14 protein-coding genes are annotated in these 17,059 nt (G+C 52.6%); 4 read left to right on the plus strand and 10 right to left on the minus strand.

Annotated elements, in window-relative coordinates; all coding sequences use genetic code 11:
* Positions 1–16: 16 nt before the first annotated feature.
* Positions 17–472 (minus strand): tripartite tricarboxylate transporter TctB family protein, encoded by a 456-nt coding sequence (locus SIB88_RS06105; RefSeq protein ID WP_412557618.1) that lies wholly within the window; start codon positions 470–472, stop codon positions 17–19.
* 435 nt (positions 473–907) lie between these two features.
* Here SIB88_RS06105 and SIB88_RS06110 point away from each other — a divergent pair, with 435 nt between their 5' ends.
* Positions 908–2,029: an iron-containing alcohol dehydrogenase gene (locus SIB88_RS06110; RefSeq protein WP_412557619.1), complete on the plus strand. Its 1,122-nt coding sequence runs from the start codon at positions 908–910 to the stop codon at positions 2,027–2,029.
* Positions 2,030–2,081: 52 nt separating this feature from the next.
* Here the strand turns inward: SIB88_RS06110 and SIB88_RS06115 are convergent, their stop codons facing one another.
* A complete protein-coding gene (locus SIB88_RS06115) occupies positions 2,082–2,267 on the minus strand; it encodes an AbrB family transcriptional regulator (RefSeq protein ID WP_412559401.1) in 186 nt (61 codons plus the stop codon).
* A gap of 204 nt (positions 2,268–2,471) precedes the next feature.
* On the opposite strand from SIB88_RS06115, the gene SIB88_RS06120 reads away from it, so the two are divergent.
* Positions 2,472–3,635: a DUF418 domain-containing protein gene (locus SIB88_RS06120; RefSeq protein ID WP_412557620.1), complete on the plus strand. Its 1,164-nt coding sequence runs from the start codon at positions 2,472–2,474 to the stop codon at positions 3,633–3,635.
* A gap of 78 nt (positions 3,636–3,713) precedes the next feature.
* Here the strand turns inward: SIB88_RS06120 and SIB88_RS06125 are convergent, their stop codons facing one another.
* The 3 genes from SIB88_RS06125 to SIB88_RS06135 all read right to left on the minus strand — a co-directional run bounded on the left by SIB88_RS06125 (position 3,714) and on the right by SIB88_RS06135 (position 7,347).
* The gene (locus tag SIB88_RS06125) at positions 3,714–4,910 is read right to left on the minus strand and encodes an aminotransferase class I/II-fold pyridoxal phosphate-dependent enzyme (RefSeq protein ID WP_412557621.1); all 1,197 of its coding nucleotides are present in this window, start codon (positions 4,908–4,910) and stop codon (positions 3,714–3,716) included.
* Positions 4,907–6,190: an MATE family efflux transporter gene (locus SIB88_RS06130; RefSeq protein ID WP_412565934.1), complete on the minus strand. Its 1,284-nt coding sequence runs from the start codon at positions 6,188–6,190 to the stop codon at positions 4,907–4,909. Before SIB88_RS06130 ends, SIB88_RS06125 begins: the two co-directional genes overlap by 4 nt.
* Positions 6,191–6,264: 74 nt before the next feature.
* Complete coding sequence (locus tag SIB88_RS06135; RefSeq protein ID WP_412557623.1) at positions 6,265–7,347, minus strand: GNAT family N-acetyltransferase; 1,083 nt, start codon at positions 7,345–7,347, stop codon at positions 6,265–6,267.
* Positions 7,348–7,665: 318 nt separating this feature from the next.
* On the opposite strand from SIB88_RS06135, the gene SIB88_RS06140 reads away from it, so the two are divergent.
* Together SIB88_RS06140 and SIB88_RS06145 are read left to right on the plus strand one after the other, a co-directional pair.
* Positions 7,666–10,275, plus strand: coding sequence for an amino acid adenylation domain-containing protein (locus SIB88_RS06140; RefSeq protein ID WP_412557624.1), 2,610 nt, complete (start codon positions 7,666–7,668; stop codon positions 10,273–10,275).
* Positions 10,276–10,288: 13 nt separating this feature from the next.
* Positions 10,289–11,599 carry a lysine N(6)-hydroxylase/L-ornithine N(5)-oxygenase family protein gene (locus SIB88_RS06145; protein ID WP_412557625.1) on the plus strand — a complete coding sequence of 437 codons (1,311 nt, stop codon included), beginning with the start codon at positions 10,289–10,291 and terminating at the stop codon, positions 11,597–11,599.
* A 62-nt stretch (positions 11,600–11,661) separates the two neighbouring features.
* Here the strand turns inward: SIB88_RS06145 and SIB88_RS06150 are convergent, their stop codons facing one another.
* From SIB88_RS06150 to SIB88_RS06170, 5 genes are all read right to left on the minus strand, one after another.
* The gene (locus tag SIB88_RS06150; RefSeq protein ID WP_412557626.1) at positions 11,662–12,231 is read right to left on the minus strand and encodes a sigma-70 family RNA polymerase sigma factor; all 570 of its coding nucleotides are present in this window, start codon (positions 12,229–12,231) and stop codon (positions 11,662–11,664) included.
* Between the two features lie 220 nt (positions 12,232–12,451).
* On the minus strand, positions 12,452–13,243 hold the full coding sequence (fhuF, locus tag SIB88_RS06155) for a siderophore-iron reductase FhuF (protein ID WP_412557627.1): 792 nt from the start codon (positions 13,241–13,243) through the stop codon (positions 12,452–12,454).
* The gene (fhuB, locus tag SIB88_RS06160; protein ID WP_412557628.1) at positions 13,240–15,249 is read right to left on the minus strand and encodes a Fe(3+)-hydroxamate ABC transporter permease FhuB; all 2,010 of its coding nucleotides are present in this window, start codon (positions 15,247–15,249) and stop codon (positions 13,240–13,242) included. Before fhuB ends, fhuF begins: the two co-directional genes overlap by 4 nt.
* Positions 15,246–16,073, minus strand: coding sequence for an ABC transporter substrate-binding protein (locus SIB88_RS06165; protein WP_412557629.1), 828 nt, complete (start codon positions 16,071–16,073; stop codon positions 15,246–15,248). Before SIB88_RS06165 ends, fhuB begins: the two co-directional genes overlap by 4 nt.
* Positions 16,074–16,201: 128 nt before the next feature.
* On the minus strand, positions 16,202–16,999 hold the full coding sequence (locus SIB88_RS06170; protein WP_412557630.1) for an ABC transporter ATP-binding protein: 798 nt from the start codon (positions 16,997–16,999) through the stop codon (positions 16,202–16,204).
* Positions 17,000–17,059 lie beyond the last annotated feature (60 nt).

A 17,059-nucleotide genomic window follows, 5' to 3' on the forward strand; every position in this document is an offset into this window, starting at 1 on the left:
AAATTTTGTTTTTTGTTCAGGGCAACCAGACCTTTAGCAGGTGCGTGAAGCCGAGATAGATTGCGCCGGTGGTGATAAGGGGAAAGGCGATCAGAACAACGGGGCGTTTTTCGCCAACCAGATACAGGCCGATACAGAAGGTGATCAGGGTAGATGGCAAATACCCGAGCGGCATGAATGCGGCGGCATAACCAACAAGCAAAATTGTAAACATTCCCATCCGCACAAGCAGTTTACGGCCGGGCATGTGAATAAGGCGCTCTTCCTTGCTGCTGTTCAGCGATCGAATAATCATTGCAACAGATAGGGCGGCAATCAGACCGATCATCAACCAGGGCAGAAATGTTGGTCCGGCCACGGTGTTGGTGGCTTGTGCCTTGACCATGGCGGTGCGCCATGCAGCAAAACCACAAAAAGCAAGCAGACCGCTGCCGATATAGATGCTGCTGCGTGATTCGCGAATTGTGTTCACGCTTTCCTCCCTATGTGGGCGTGACAATCAGGCGTGGCATTTTCTGCTTCTTGTTGGAGCCAAGGTTATGTTGCTCTGAAAATATGTCAACTTGTTTTGTTGTTTTTCACGGATTCTTTTTTCCACAAGGTGCCGACCAAGGGGAAAGGACGTAGGTGCGTTTTGAGTGATAACTTTTTATAAAATTATATATATCAATAATTTAAGGATATTTCTCCAAATGTTTATGTCGATGTTTCAGGTTGGTGGATTTATCTCGATCAATGAATTTTCTTTAACATTACAAATTGACAAATTTTTCAAATCGCTTTTAAGGTGGGCATCTCGTTCCGTTGGGATATTGCCTGGAATGGCTGAAAATTGCGGTTTTCTAGTGCTGTAGCGGATTGAGGAAATTTTACTTAACAAGTTTTGTTCAATTCAAAGGATTCGAAGATGCTTAACCTCTCGCGTCAGATCGAAATACAACGTCCCTCCATTCTTCAGTTTGGTGAAGGTGCCGTGTCGGTGTTGGCGGGCTGGGTCGAAGCATCGGGCTTTAAAAAGCCGTTTGTTGTTGCAGACAGGTTCAATGCAGCGCGTCTCGATATGCTCGGACTGGGGCGGATATCGGTATTTGGCGATGTCGAGCCGGAGCCGGATGAGCATAATCTGGATGCCGCGATCAAGGCGGCCGGGGATTGCGATCTGGTCATCGGGTTTGGTGGTGGATCAGCCATGGATCTGGCAAAGCTGGTTTCTGTTTTGGTCGGGCGGGAGCTGAAATTGTCCGATATTTCCGGCCCCGGACGTGCGCCTGTGCGTAAGGTGGGGCTTGTCCAGATTCCTACCACGGCAGGGACCGGGTCGGAGGTGGGTACGCGTGCACTTGTTACGGACCCGGCCAGTTTGAACAAGGTTGCAACCGAAAGCATCCATATGCTTGCCGATCTTGCGATTATTGATCCGCTTTTGACGGTTTCTGTTCCGGCTGCGGTTACGGCAGCAACCGGTGTTGATGCGCTTGCGCATTGCGTGGAGGCCTTTACGTCGAAACGTGCGCATCCACTGATTGATGGTTATGCCCTGCAGGGTATCGAACTTGTTGGTAAATATCTTGCCCGTGCGGTTGCGGATGGTTCGGATATCGAAGCGCGTTCTGGTATGGCGCTGGCGTCATTTTATGGTGGCGTCTGTCTTGGCCCGGTCAATACGACGGCAGGCCATGCCGTTGCTTATCCGTTGGGAACGCGTCACAAACTGCCCCATGGTTTGGCAAATGCCTTGATGTTCCCGCATGTGCTTGCGGTGAATGCACCTGCGGTTCCAGAGAAAACCCAAAAGATTGCAGCCGCCCTTGGTGTTACCGGATATGGCAGCGTTGACGCATTGCGTGACGCAGTTTGTGATTATTGTGCGTCGCTGGAGATCAATATGGCAATCGGTAGTCACGGTGTGCCGGAGGATGACCTGCCCCGTATGGCCGAAGAGGCGCATGGTATCCGACGCCTATTGGACTGGAATCCGGTTGATTTGTCCAAAGATGATATTCTTCAGCTTTACCGGGTTGCTTATTGAATGCGACGGGGAGGCTCAATAACCATGCCTCCCTTGGGTGCTGCCTGCGCTGTTACTGGTTAAATCGTGATAGTGCATTTGCGCCCAAGACGAACATCGCAATGCGACTGATATGGCACAAGGCGACGAAGGAAACTTTGATATTCAGCGCGAGGGCAACCAGGCTCATTTCCGGCAGGCCACCCGGCGAAAATGCAAGGAAAATACCCTTGATCGGGATACCGATTTCAAACCAAATTCAGTTTCTCGCTCTTACATATTCAACCTGCTTTAATTCTATCGACCTTCAATTCAATGGCTTAACTAGTTTGTCGAAAATCGGGGTAATGGGATTTTTTGTTCAGCGTGGATAAGCGGTGCAGAAGCCTTTCTTGTCATCTGAACTAAATCAGTTTCCAAACGTCTTTCCAATAAGAGTTCCAATCAAGAGGAAAGACGTAAGATGCTTCAGCAACGCGAGTCATCAATTGACGCCCTTCGCGCGTTCGCCCTGTTCGGGATACTTGTGGTCAATTTGCCCTTCTTTGCGATTACGTTCGGTTTTGCTGGTGGGGCATGGCAGGACGGGGACCCGCTTTGGTTGAATGTGCTTGCCGCGAGCGTGATCCAGGGGGTGTTTGAAAGTAAATTCATCCTGATTTTCTCGGCCCTGTTCGGGTTTGCTGCGTTACAGCAGTTCAAACGATATGGGGTCGGTTTTTATGTTCGGCGGCTTTGTGTGCTGGCAATGTTCGGCGTTGTGAACCTGGTATTCCTTTTCGAAGCAGACATTTTGCTGCCCTATGCGGTGATCGGGCTGCTTTTGTTGAGTGTTCGGCATATGTCTGTTCGCGGGCTTTTGGTTTGTGGTGTTGCTCTGTGGGCGATGGCTGTGCTTGGAAATGCCCTTTTCGGGGTGAACCTGACAGTGAACGCGTCGCCTTATGTCGCGCCGGAAATACCGGTTTCGGTGGTTCTGGCCACAGGCAGTTTCGCCGATGTAATGGCGGTACGTCTTGAGAGTTGGGCCGGTTTCCAGCTTTATTGTCTTTGGAGCAACTATCTGCTTGTTGCGGCTGCCATGGTCTCGGGCCTTGCTGCCGCGCGGTTTTGTGATGAAAACGGCTTTGATGCTCTTGTTGGCAAATTACGCACTATTGCGGCGTTTGCCGCCTTTCCGGGTATCGCTGGAAGCCTTTTTTATGGGGCGCTTGCATCGCTGCCCGCAGTATTTGAGCCAGAACGATTCTTTATGATGACATTGGTTATGCGTCCGCTGTTTGCGGTGCCATTGTCCATTATTCTTGTCGCATATGGTCTTTTGGCTTTTCGTGCAACGGCTTGTCGCAGTTTGGTTGCATTCATTGCCCCGGCCGGTCGCATGTCGCTGACAATCTATTTGGGGATGTCTTTGGCCATGGGATTGGTGTTCCTTGGTTACGGTGCCGGTATGCACAATCAGGTTCGTCTGGCTGATTGTTTGTGGATTTCAGTCGTGATGTATCTGGGCTGGATCGTTTTTGCCAAGTTTTGGTTCCGCTTTGCATCACGCGGACCGCTTGAATTGATTTTGGCCGTTCTGACAAGGCCGAATTCGCGACAGGGAGTTGTGTCGGTTGGCAGTTAAGCCGCAACAGTCAGAAATGCAAAAGGGCGCCAGTTTGGCGCCCTTTAATTGTTACGAGAGTTGGCCAAGGCCGTGGCCTTAACTGGTTACCCCGGCATCGATTGCCTGTTTTAAATCTGCGAGAAGGTCAGACGGGTTTTCCAGCCCGCAGTAAATGCGCACAAGTTGCGGATCCAGCTGGAAATGACGAAACGCACTGATTTCATATTTCTGGTGCAGTACAGCAGCCGCAGGAACGACCAGACTTTCAGGTCCCCCCCAACTTACGCCTAACCTGAATGTTCGAAGGGCGTTGCTGAAATTCCGAATGTCGACCGTCTTATCAAGAATGATGGAAAACAGGCTTGAATGGCCATGTAATGTGCGTTTTCCGGAATGGTCACTGAACCCGGTATAGAGCACTTGGGAAACCTTAGGGTGCTGGGTCAGGCTTGTGGCCAAATACTCGCCGGTTTGAGCGTGTCGTTGCATGCGCAGCTCAAGTGTGTCGAGGCCGCGGAGCAAAAGCCATGCTTCAAACGGACCGAGTTTCCCGCCGAGATAGGGGAAGGTTGAACCGTTGATTTTGTTGATCAGATCCTTTCGCCCGGTGACGACGCCGGCTACCGTGTCGCTGTGACCAGACAGGAATTTCGATGCGGCATGGATGACAAGATCGATACCGTGGTCGGCCGGGCGCTGAAAAACCGGTGTGGCCCACGAGTTGTCGATAACGGTGATCACGTTTTTCTGCTTTGCAGCTTGGGCCAGGTTTTCCAGGTCCTGGAGCTCAAATGTCAGAGACGTCGGGCTTTCAAGGAACAATAGTTTTGCACCTGAAATGGCGTCAATTACGGCATCTGTCTTGGTGCCATCGACATAATCGATGGCGACCCCCATTGGTCTGAGCATGGTTTCAAAAAGTCGATATGCATCGGAATAGACATTGTGAACGGTAACGATCCGGTCTCCCGGTTCGACAAGTGCCATGACAGTTGCACTGATTGCCCCCATCCCGCTTGCAAAGGCGCGGGATGCTTCGGTGTTTTCCAATCTTGCAATTTCCCGTTCAAATGCCATCACGGTGGGGTTATCACCACGCGCATAGATGGGACCACCAGGATTTCCAGCATAGGCATTCGCCATGTCGTCAAAGTCGCGAAATGCAAATAATGACGTTTGATAGATCGGCTGGGAAACCGCCCGGAAGTGGCGCTCGTAGTTGGGGTCAAATGCGCCGTGATGCCGGGGCTCGTGGTCTTGCAGCGGAAGTGGCTTTGAAGGCAGCTCGTTCATGATGAAAGCTCCTTGATCAAGAGTGTTTTGCGATCAGAAAACGTCAGAGAAACAGCAAGGAGTGCCGTCAGACCGGCCGCAAGCGCAGGTGCCATGACAATTCCGTCCAAGCCAAATGCCATGGGCAAAAATAGAGCTAGCGGTATTTGAATGTAGCCCTGTGGTGCCATGCTGACGATGGCTGCGCGCCGGGCATTGTGAGCAGCCTGAAACCGGGATACCATTGGCTGATAGATGCCAACGAACGCGATTTGTATGGCAAGGATATCGAGCAGATGCGCACCAAAGGTGATCAATTCCGCTTTGCTGACGAAGGCCGCAATCAACCAGTCCCCGAACAGGAAGGCAATAACTGCGCAGGTCATCGAAAAGCCCGAGCAATAGAGAAGGATGCCCTTAAATACGGCCTCAAACCGTGCCTGATTACCTGCACCCGCAGCGTAGCTCAGGATCGGTTGCGCACCCAGGCAAAAGCCGATGATCGGAAGAATGGCAAGAAGCACGATACGTAACGAGATGGCCAATCCAGCCAGTTCTTCTTCGTTGCCATGCGTGGTGGCGGCCTGCATCAGAACGGCAAAGCATATTGATGCCAGAATGGTGGTTGTACTGGCTGGAATGCCAAGCTTCCCAAACGGTATGAGGGCTTTGCGCCAAGAAAGTGTGCGAAGGGCCCCGACATCGGGATGTATTCGGCCAAGGCGTCTTTTGAAGTAATAGACATACGCACAAAGGGCCGCGATCTGCGAGATGATCGTTGCCCAAGCCGCCCCTGCCACCCCCAAATCCAATCCGAAGATGAGTATCGGGTCCAGCACCATGTTCAGACCAAACGATCCGAGCAAGGTATACATCGAAAACCGGCTGTTACCTTCGCCGATTGCAATGAAATCGCAAACGATCTGCAACAGCACCAACACAGAGCAAGCCCCGAGAATTCGCATGTAAATGGAAGCTTCGGTGAAAACCTCGTTGCGCGCACCGAGCAGATGCAGAATTGGGCCGTTAAACAATGTGATCAGGATGGCAACGGCAACACCAAAGCCAATGGCCAAAGCCAAGGCAAGGGACGCGCTTCTTGCGGCATCATTGACATTGTCCCTGCCAAGAGCGCGACCGATTTCGGTTGAGGCCGTCAAACCCAATCCGTGCCCGATTGCACCGACCAGCATGAAACAAGGAATGGATAAAGTTACGCCCGCCATCGCACTAAGTGCATATTGGGAAACAAAAAAGGCGTCGACGACCTGATTGATGGCATTGATCGAAAGCCCTGCCACAGATGGCAGGGCCAGTCGCAGGATCAATCGCATGATCGCTGGATCATTCAGGTTCGGAAGAGCACGCTTTCGCATCAGGAAGCATCCTCATCGCGGACAAAGTCCGGAACATACAGCCGGTCATCAAAGAAGCGTTCGCGCAGCAACATGACAAGAAGGGACGTCTTGTGGGGGAAACGAACCTGTTTAATGCCGGCAAAGCCCGAACGCAGAAGATTGCGGATTTGCTGATTGTGGCCGGCATCAGGTTCGCCAACAATGCGCTGCGTTCTTGGGTCATCAAGGAACATGTAATGCATCAGAGACGGCAGCCATGCGGTCAGATATTCCTTGCCGCGAAATGCTTCTTCACCAATGGCAACATGCCAGCCGCGATCAAAGTCATATGCATCATAATGTTCGCCAAGGCGATCTTCTTGTGCCCAGTAGAGCTCGAAATACCCGAACGGGATGTCGTTGAAATACCCGATCAGCGGTTCGGTTCTGGGGTCATCCAGTCGGCTTTGGATGAAGGCTTTGTGCTTTTCCTCTGAGCCGGATTCTTCCCAGAAGACATCGACGCGCGGGTCGTTCATCCATTTATGGAAGCACCCGAGATGACGCCGGATATCCGCGCGTTCGAACCGGATTGTTTTGTCAATCCAGGGGATGTAACGCGCATAAAGTGTGTGCGAGGCACTTGGACGACGGACTGGATGGCGACGTCCGTTGGTTGACATGTAACTCAACGGGAGAGGGTCGCGTTCGGGATGAGCCAACCAGTTCAGCGTCAATTGATAGAGATTGCGTGAACTGACAACAAGGCCGTCATTGGAATGAGATATCAAACCGCTGCGAACCATGTTCGCTGTCCATTCCGGGTCCAGTTGCGGGGGAAGTTTGATTTCAGACCGGGAAGGATGCGCAATCAGAAGCGCCTCGCCCAAGGCAGCCAAACCCTGGGCATCCAGAACGTTCAATGTCAGGCTTGCGACATCATCAAGGATGATCTGGTTTGGTGACAGGGTGAAATAGAAGTCGTGATTTTCACTTTCACCACATAGCTGAATATGTCCGTTCTCGATTGATGAGCGCCATTTTCCCGCGTTCTGAAAGTGCGGAATTTCCAGTTTTCGGGATGAGTTTTGAGTTGGCGTTTCTAATGCAATGACATTCATGTCCGGATCTCCTGATGTCGAAGTTTCCAACCCGGTTGGGTTCGTTAAGTCGCTGTAGTCCGGACGGATGAGGGGATGCGAAGTTCAGGTGCATTTTTTCAGTTCGAGATGCAGAAACTTCTGAACTTGGCGCGCGACGGTTCGTCTTCGGTGCAAATGCTTGAAACTTGCTTTGCCAACGTGGAGACGACCATGAATGGTTCTCAGGCGGTAAATGCCGCGTCCTTAAACCCATCAAACGAACCGATGTCAAAGCCCGGATTTCGTTCAATTTCAGACGATGCTGTTGGTTTGCCATGGGCGGTGGAATCCTGGGGAATGACGGGATATCCGCATCAAGTCATTGACCGTTTTTGTAGTGACGATCCCGACCGCCCGGTCATCCTGACAACAGATGAGGTTTGGTCACGAAAGCGCCTGAAACAAACGTCAGATGCGATTGCATGCGCCTTGATTGCCAAAGGTGTCGGGCGTGGTGATGTTGTTGTTGTGGCGCTTCCGAAATCGGCAATGGCGATTGCCGCCATTCTGGGTGTCTGGAAGGCGGGCGGGGCCTTTGTTCCCGTGGACCCACAGCACCCCGAGACCAGAAATCAGCACGTATTGAAAGATTGCGGTGCACGTTATGCTGTTTCCACCGGCAGGGATTTGACGGTTCTTGGTCAGCAGGCGCTTGACGTTGTTCTTGTCGATGAGCTTGACATGTCGGAAGCCGATTTCCTTGCCGTCGCCCCGCTTGCCGATCAGCTTGCCTATATTATCTACACGTCCGGTTCGACTGGTAAGCCCAAAGGGGTCATGGTGGATCATGGCCCGTTGATTGACCATCTGAATGCTACCGGGCCGATCTATCTGATGGATGAAGATTCGCGAGAATTGCCGTTTCTTCCATTTTCATCGGATGGCGGTCATGAACGCTGGATCGTACCGTTGATGGCAGGTGGTAGTATTTTGTTGCCTGACCAATTGCTTTGGACGCCGGAAGACACGGTTAACGCCATTCGCAAACATGGCGTGACCCATGCTTCATTTCCGACCAGCTATGTCCATGAGTTGGCAGGATGGCTTCGCGAGAAAGGTCAGACTCTTGATCTGACACTTTGTTCCTTTGGCGGTGAAGCGATGCCAAAGGAAACCTTCAACCGGATCGCGCGGGCCATCAATTCTCGTTATCTGATCAACGGTTACGGTCCGACGGAAACCGTGATGACACCCATGTTGTGGCGTGTCGATCAGGACCGGCTTTGTGAAACCGTTACAGCCCCGATCGGAAGACCGGTCGGAGATCGTTGGGCCTATATCCTGGATGCTGATGGCAACGCGGTCGCACCCGGCGACATCGGTGAGATACATCTTGGCGGCTATTGTGTCGCACGTGGCTATAACAACTTGCCTGAAAAGACCGCCGATCTGTTCATTCACGATAATTTTGCGCTCAGTGATCACGCACGAATGTATCGCAGCGGTGACTTGGGCCGGTTCCTTCCCGATGGCATGATCCAGTTTGCCGGACGGGTCGATGATCAGGTTAAAATTCGTGGACATCGTATCGAGCCGGCAGAAATTGAAACAGTTTTGCGCGGCTTTGATGATGTTGCCAACTGTGTCGTCATCGCGGCTGAAATTGCTTCGCGGTTGGAACTGATTGCCTATGTCGTGCCGCGTTCCGGAGCATCGGTTGATACGCGGTCAGTTCGTGCGCGTTTGCAGGACCTGCTGCCAAGCGCCATGGTGCCTGGTTACATCATCGAAATGACGATGTTGCCGCTTAATGCCAATCATAAGGTCGACAAATCACAATTGCCGCTGCCGCGTCGCGAGGGGGCCATAACCAAGCCAGCCAATGACGACGAGGCCGCTTTGCTGGAAATTTGGAAATCCGCGCTGGGTCTTGATGAAATCGGCGTGACCGATAATTTCTTTGAGATCGGCGGGAATTCGATAACGGCCCTGCGTGTATTGGCAAAAGTTCGTGATCAGTTTCCTGAACGTAACGCTGAAATTACCGATCTTTTCAACTTTCCGACCATTCGAAGCTTTTTGTTGGCGCTGTCTGAGCCTGACTGCAAGCCGGGCGCGGATATCGTGCATTTGCAGCAAGGCAAGTCCGATCAGCCAGTCCTTTATTGCTTCCCCGGGCTGCTTGTCAGCACACGCGAATATATGAAGCTGGTGAAAAGCCTGGGCGAGGATCAGTCCGCTGTGGGCTTCATGTGCCACTCGCTTACAGACAATCAGGAACTTGATGTTTCGGTCAACGATATCAGTTCGCGTTATGCAGAGCTGGTTTATCGGGAAGCGAAGGGACGCACCTGCGCCTTTCTGGGGTGGTCCTGGGGTGGTTTGCTTGCATACGAAGCTGCGCGAATGTTGGGCAACGAAATTGATTTGCGCGTGATCGGGATGGTCGATGTCTGTGACATGGACGATGATTTTGATCTGAACGCACGGCCAAAATTCCAGCCGGGGCAGCGGGCCGAGATTGAAGGGCGCATTCGGGCCTGGTTACAGAAAACCAGGATGCGCGAAGAATGGGAACGGCTTTTGGCGCTGATGGACGACCTTGCCTATGCGCAGTTTGTTCATTTTGTGGGGAAAAGCGAATTCGGGCTGCCCACGGACGGGCCGGGGATTGGCACGCGCGAACATACGTTCTGGGTGTTAATCGATAATGCCCTTGTTTTCCGCCGTCACGAGCTTCGGCCCTATGACGTGCCGATTGCTTCATGGCTTGCCGGCGATACGGTCAGTCGAAAACTTGATCTGATTGATTGGCAGTCACTTTCACGTCTTGCCGAGGCCCCTGAACATATTCCCGGAACGGATCATTTGACCATCATCGGTGATCCGGCATTCCACAAGCGGTTTGGCAAACGTTTGACGAGCGCTTTCGCACAACCAGCCGATATTAAGTTTTCAGGCAAATAGAAGGACTTGAACGATGGATAAATTGGATCTTGTCGGGATCGGAATTGGTCCTTTCAATCTTAGTCTTGCTGCGCAGCTCGACGGGGTTGCTGATGTGTCTTCAATCTTTCTCGAGCAACGTTCAGAATTTGCCTGGCATCCGGATATGATGCTGCCCGGTGTCGAGCTTCAGACGTCATTTCTGAAAGATTTGGTGACCCTGACCAATCCGACCAGCAAATGGTCGTTCCTGTCTTACATGGTCGCCCAGAAACGCATGCTTGATTTCATGAACGCCGATTTCGCTGCTGTCCCTAGACGGGAATTCGCAGCTTATCTGAAATGGGTTGCAGACCATCTTGATGGTTTGGCCTTTGACAGTTCAGTGCGCGAAGTCACGTTCGATGGCCAGGAATTTAAGGTTCGCACGGATCATACAAGTTACGTCGCGAACAATCTTGCCATTGGTGTCGGCAAGCCTGCATTTGTTCCTGCCTGGGCGCGCCAGTTGCCCAAGCATAAATGCTTCCACACAAGTCAGGCAAAGTCGAATTTGCCAAAGCTGCGCGGCAAGAGAATTGCCGTCATTGGCGGTGGGCAGAGTGGTGCTGAACTTGTTGAGTATCTGCTTGGTGGCAACATCAAAGATGTTGAAGAAGTTCTCTGGTTGTCGCGGCGCGACAATTTCGAACCTCTTGATGATACTCCTTTTGTGAATGAATATTTCACACCCGGATATGCCGATGTGTTCGCAGGTTTGCCGGATGCCTGCAAACAGGATCTGATGTCTCGACAAAAGCTTGCCAGTGATGGTGCATCGCTTTCGACGCTCAAGTCGATTTATCAACTGCTATACCGGCAGCGTTACCTGCAGGAGGGCAATGTTGCCGGCCGGCTCCTGCCGCAACGTGAAGTCTTTCAGGTTCAGCAAGACGGCGAAGCAATGAGGATTGCTGCCCGGAACGGGCTCAATCAGGATGTCGAGTTCTTTGATGCGGATGCGCTGATTCTGGCAACCGGTTATGAAACGACATTGCCGGAATTCATGGCGCCACTGCGTTCACGTCTGGAAGTGGGGGCGTCTGGTGCGTACCGTCTGGATGCGGATTTCCGTGCCCAATGGGATGGACCATCGGACCGCAACATCTTTGTTCAAAATGCCGGCAGGATCGACTTGGGGATCTTTGAGCCTCAATTAAGCCTGATGGCTTGGCGAAGTGCCAAGATTGTAAATGCACTGACAGGCAAGAACGTCTTTAATCTCGATCAAAATCCACCGATTGTTGACTGGGTTGCCGGAAGTGGTGATCTGGCTGGTGGTGCCGTCGTGCAAGCGTGGGGCTAGGGATTGCAAACTGAAATCTGCAGCCTGTTCGACGTGGGGAACAGGCTGCAGATCGCGAAACATTATGCCGGACGTGTCAGTTCTACATTATGAAGAGCCTGACGGCATCGCTGATCGGCCTGATGGATATATGCGCAAACAGATGCTTTGGAGACGCCGATATCCTTTGCTATGGCGTTTTGTGCGAAACCATCCACGCGGTGACGGTAAAATGCAGTGCGCACGTGCGATGGAAGTTCCTTCAATGCATTTTCGATGATGCGTAGGGCTTGGCAACCACTTAGGCGTGCCTCCGGGCAGTTGGCGTTTCCGGCCGGACAAAATTCGGTTTGGTCACTGTCAGCGAAAAGAGTGCGTTCGAACGTAATTTGGCGGACCTTGTCGATTGCCATGTTTCGTGTAATTCGCGTAATGAAGGCACTTGGTGTGGTGACCTTGTCATCGATCTTTGCTGTAAGCAGTTTGGCATAGGTATCTTGAACAATGTCATCCGCCAGATGGGGGCATTTTACGATAGATCGCGCCACGCGTCGCAATTTCCCTTCTTGATTTTTGGCAATGGTTAGCAAGGCTTGTCGTTGAAGTTGGCCTTTGGGAAGTGGATCAGTTTGGTTCGCTTGATGCATTTCCATGTGTCTCCGTTGGTTTGCTCGTTAGTGAAAATAATAGTCACTTGCAAATCTGGGACGTGGTTTGCACTCTCCACTGGGTCGATCACCATTTGTCATTCGGACGGATCTGACGCACATCAGATCCGTCCGTTGTTCATATGACGGGATTTTCGCAGAGACTCAGTAAGGAATTCTGCAGTGCGGATCTATGCCACAGGAAGGCAGGCTATCTAATGGAAGTCTAAAGCTTTGCCAGCGGGCAGGTCGGGCAAATGTCGACGGATGTCAGCAGGTAGCGAAGGCAACAGACGCGTCTTGATGGACTGCCATCCTCGGATTGTTTGGTGCTATATGGATTTGCCATCGGGTTTCGATTGCCATCAGGTCGCTTGGCATCGCTGATCAATGGCGCAAGCGATATCCGGGTGTTTTTCAGGACATGTTTCTCAACGTAAGAAACAACAACACCGATATTTGACCAGAACACTTTTGGTGAGACCTTTGACGATGCAGCCAGTGACGCAACCATCGGTTCGAGATGGCCGTCAATCAGGCTTTCAAGATGTGTCCAAGGATCAGGTGCAGCTGATTGGTCTTTCATTTCAGATAATTGCCAATCTCGAATGTCGAAGCCTGTAGGGCATTGATTGTCATCTGTTTTCAGGCTGACGAAACCGGGCTGAAATGGCAGTACAACTTCGCCCGCCGCGGCCATAACCAGCATCGGGGATAAAAATATTCCGAAATACCATTGTGACCACATCGAAATGGCAGCCCGGCGATCATCATCCGGATATTTTGCCCGGCAATAGTGATCAAGAATTGGTGCGAGACATTGAGGATCGTGAAGTGCGAAGCAGTCAATTCCGTTGCTTTGCGCGGCCAGAATATGATGTCGGTCACCGAGCGCCTGATAGGGGCCCTGAAACAGGTCGGTCTTGATATTTGACAGTGCGCGGGTGACAGGAGCATCGCCGATGGAAGAAGAAGCGTTGTTTTCAGAACCGTTCTGGAGGGGAAGCGAGTTCATCATGATGCACCTCTTCCGATGCGTAAAAGCAGCCAGACCATGATTGGTCCTGCGATGATGGCCGCCATCAGTCCGGCCGGGATTTCCCAGGGGAAGAATAACATCCGCCCAAGCCAGTCAGCAGCGATCATCAAGGCCGCCCCGATCAGTGCCGCCCCGATCATATGCGACAATGCATGACGCAATCCGGCCAGTTTTGCCAGATGTGGTGCAATCAGACCCGCAAAGCTTAGGGGGCCGACCAATAAAGTTGCCGCCGCTGTAAGGATCGATGCAAACAGCAACATCACCCCGCGCGAGAGTGAAAGATCGACACCAAGGGACTTTGTTGTCACCGGCCCCAATGGAAACAGGTTAAGCCAACGGGCAAAGGCTGGCAGGACGGGCAAGGAGGCAACCGCGATGCCTGCCAGTATCGTTGCACGGTCAAACCCAAGGCCGTAAGTAGACCCGGAGCTCCATGCCAGCAGGCGTGTTGCACGGGGATCACCACCGGCCATCAGAAATGCGATAAATCCGTCAAACAATGCGCTAATCGCTATACCTGCGATCAAAATTCGTTCCGGTGCATAGCCGGACTTGCGGGTGAGCGCAAAGATCGCCCCCAAGGTGATAAAGGCGCCAATCGTTGCGCCCGCTATTTGCAACCAGGCCGTTGGGGCATCCATCGAAAACACGATCGCGATCATCCCGATTGCCGCGCCTGCACTGACGCCAAGGCTTTCGGGACTTGCCATCGGGTTTGCCGTCATGCGTTGTAGCACGGTACCCGCAATCGCAAGCATGGTCCCGGCTGCCATCGCACCGAGAATACGCGGACCGCGCCAAGGCCAAACGGTTTCAAGTGCGCCATTCCATTGAAGTTCCCAGTCACCGTGAACGTCACGACCGATCAAGATCGCACCCGTCACCACCACGAACACACCAGTCAGAACAAGCAAATGGTTTCGAAGGTGACCCCGGTCAGCTGTGCTGACGGCGATCGTGTTTTGTGGCGGTTGTGCGTCACTTCGAAGTTGCCGGATCAGGATGATCAAAAGCGGGCCACCCAGAATACCCGTCAGGGCACCGGCTGGTACCAGTGTCCCGATATATCCCGATAAAACCTGCACGCCCTGGTCTGCGGCACATAAGAGCAAGGCGCCAAAAACCGCAGACATCATAAGTTTTGTTCGTAATCGCCTGATGCCAAGCATACGTGTGATGGCCGGACCGGCCAGCCCGACAAATCCGATGATGCCAACTGCGGCAACAATTGTCGCCGTTAGCCAACACCCGATCAAAAGACATAGCAGTCGCAGTCGCGCTGGCGATGCGCCAAGGACTGTTGCCTGATGATCACTGAGATTAAGCATCTCAAGCGGGCGGGCCAGGGTAACTGCAATTGCGGCGCCCACCATTACCTTTACGGTCAGTGGTTCAAGGATATACCAACCGTCTTGGGTAAGGTCGCCACTTCCCCATATAAAAAGACTTTTGAGCCATTCATGGTGGATGATTGCCAGCGCAGTTGTCACAGCCCCGCAATAGAGCGCGATGATCATGCCCGTCAGGATGACGATCAACGGCGAAAAGCCACTGCGACGCGCCAAGGCAAAAACCAGAAATCCGACACAGAGGGCGCCCAGCAGTGCGATCGTATCCTGACCAATGACGAGTGCGCCTGGCACATAAAGGGTCACCAGTGTCAGCGCCAGCTTTGCGCCGCCCGCAAGCCCCAATGTAGACGGCGATGCCAAGGGGTTCTTTAACGTGTGCTGAAACAGTCCACCGGCAATCGCAAGCCCGGCACCCGCGACAAGCGCAATCAAAAAGCGGGGGACCCAGCCCTGAGTGAGCAACAATGATCGCGTATCGGATCCGGTGGCAAGGTCGATTATTTCGGTCGGGTTCAAGCTGCCGACCTCAATGTCGAGCGACAGCAGGGTTAACACAGCTGAAAGGATGCACAGCACAGCCGGAACCGCATTTAGTTGGATGGGGTGTCTTCGCATGGCTTGGCTTGTCATGATGCGAATTCCCCATGATCTGCACTTTGGGCTGTCAGACTGCTGGCAAGAAGGTCTGCAAACCGCCCGGCGGCATAGAGCCCGCCAAATGTTGCAACTGGTGGCATCGTGATCAGTCCAAAGCGCTTGATGGAGGGGAGCTCCGAAAGGATCGGGCTATATTGAATGGCACGGTCAACAGTGTCGGGAACCGGTTCGATCGCGATGAGAGCTGCGTCTGAATATTGCGCGATCTGATCAATTGTTACGGTGGCAAAACCCCAGTGATTGGTGGGACCTGTCCAGGCATTTTTGATGGGAAGTCGATCAATTACATCCTGCATCAGGCTGTTTTGCCCATAGACGCGCATATGGCGCGGCGAAAGCATGCTGGTGACAAGCACCGAGCCGGCCCGCGACGTGGTCAGCCTGCTGGCCGCCTGATCTATCTGACTTTGGGTATTGGAAATCAGTGTATCGGCAGCATGTGGGTGCCCCGTAACGTCAGCAATTTTTCGTGCCGCTGCCATCGCATTCAGGAAGGGTGTTTTCTTCCTGTCATAAATGTCGATTTTCTCAATCGGGGCCAGATCGGAAAGACTGGCATACTGGTTTGCATAGAAACTGCTGGTCAATATCAGGTCAGGCTCAAGTTGCGCCAATCTTTCCAGGCTTGGTTGAAAGCGTGCCCCAAGATTGATGACGCTTTCCGGAACTTCCGGCTTCTGAACCCAGGCGCGATAGCCAGGCACATCGGCCATGGCCAGTGGAATAATCCCCATGGCAAGTGCGGTTTCAGCAATTGCCCCATCGGCGATGACCAACCGTTTGAGAATGTTCGCCATAGCAGGATGTGCGAAGGTTGCAGGCAGAATTGGCGCGAGCGTTGCGAAGGTGTAGGCACCTGTAATGCCCTTGAGAAAAAGCCGTCTGGAGTATGCGCGATGGTTTTCATGCATTGAAATTGTCCCCATCACACATTGGCAAGGGCAATCGGGTGCCCGTGGGCAGGGTGGGGATGCACCAGCATATCCATACCAAAGATGGTGCGAAGCATGTCTGACTGCATGATTGTTGAAGGCGGCGCATCTGCAATCAAATGACCGCCTTTAAGAGCGACAATCTGATCGGCAAATCGGGATGCCAGATTGATGTCATGCAAGACCGCAATAATGCAAAGGCCATCCTGTTTGCAAAGCTGTTCGAGTAAAAGCAGGATTTCGTATTGATGCGAAAGGTCCAATGCGGAAATCGGCTCATCAAGCAAAAGACACGGGGCTTGCTGTGCAAGTGTAACCGCGATCCAGGCCCTTTGGCGTTCGCCACCTGAAAGGGTGTTGACCGCGCGTTTGCGAAGCGGGCCTAGTCCAGTCAAAAGGATAGCGCGTTCAATAGCTTGTTTGTCATGTTCGCGCAGGCGGCCAAACGGTCCATGCCATGGGTAACGTCCAAGTGCAATCAGCTCTTCGACGGTATAATCTGCGCCGTGCCCCGGGTCCTGTGCAAGATAGGCAACGCTTTTGGCAAATTCGCGCGCACTAAACTGTTCCACGTCATTCCCGTCAAGCGTGACAGACCCACTTGTTGGTTTGTTCAATCCGGCGAGCATTTTAAGTGCGGTGGATTTTCCGGACCCGTTATGTCCGACAACCGCGGTCAGGCAGCCTGCACGAAAAGTCACGGATATGTTGTTAAGGAGTGTCACACCCTGGGCCGTTTCAAAGCTGGCCTTTTGCATTCCAAGGACAGCGGGACGATCAGATGTATCCATGGCCATAATTTGCTCTCGATAAACGCAGAAAATCCGCGGTGAACGCGGATTGCGAGATTT

The organism is Thalassospira sp. MIT121401, from assembly GCF_047125595.1.
GTDB lineage: Bacteria > Pseudomonadota > Alphaproteobacteria > Rhodospirillales > Thalassospiraceae > Thalassospira > Thalassospira povalilytica.